This window comes from Psychrobacter sp. I-STPA6b, from assembly GCF_020662265.1.
Lineage (GTDB): Bacteria > Pseudomonadota > Gammaproteobacteria > Pseudomonadales > Moraxellaceae > Psychrobacter.
The window spans coordinates 1-464 of the sequence record NZ_VEWM01000053.1 but is presented as its reverse complement, the minus strand read 5'-3'; the positions used below and the strand labels follow the sequence as shown (position 1 = coordinate 464).

Annotated in this window: 1 protein-coding gene; it reads left to right on the top strand. The window is 44.8% G+C overall.

Features of this window, described 5'->3' with window-relative positions; genetic code table 11:
* Nucleotides 1–68: 68 nt before the first annotated feature.
* The coding region (locus tag FHK88_RS03740; RefSeq protein ID WP_227429432.1) for a riboflavin synthase at nucleotides 69–464 on the top strand (396 nt) is incomplete at its 3' end.

The following is a 464-nucleotide window of genomic DNA, read 5'->3' as shown; positions in this document are numbered from 1 at the left end:
AATCTATGCTGGTTTAACGCAGTTAAGGCGGCAGCAATTAATATTTCAAACCTTTATAAAGGAAGCATATGTTTACTGGTATTATTGAAAGTACAGGCGTGATAAAAGCCCTCTCTCCGCTAGGGGGTGATATTCGTCTGACCGTAGAAGCCGCTGCTTTAGACTTAACTGATGTATCTCTTGGCGACTCAATAGCCTCAAATGGGATATGTCTGACAGTAGTCGCATTATCTGACACAAGCTACTCCGTAGATGTTTCACGTGAAACTCTAGCTAAGACGGCCATGCAGTGGTGGAAACCAGGGGACAAAGTGAATCTAGAAAAGGCCATGCTGCCTACCACTCGTTTTGGCGGACACATTGTCTCTGGTCATGTCGATGGTGTCGGTATTATCAGCCAGCGTCGCCAAGATGCTCGCTCAATCTATTTTGAGATTGAGTTGCCTGAGTCTTTAGCTTATTAC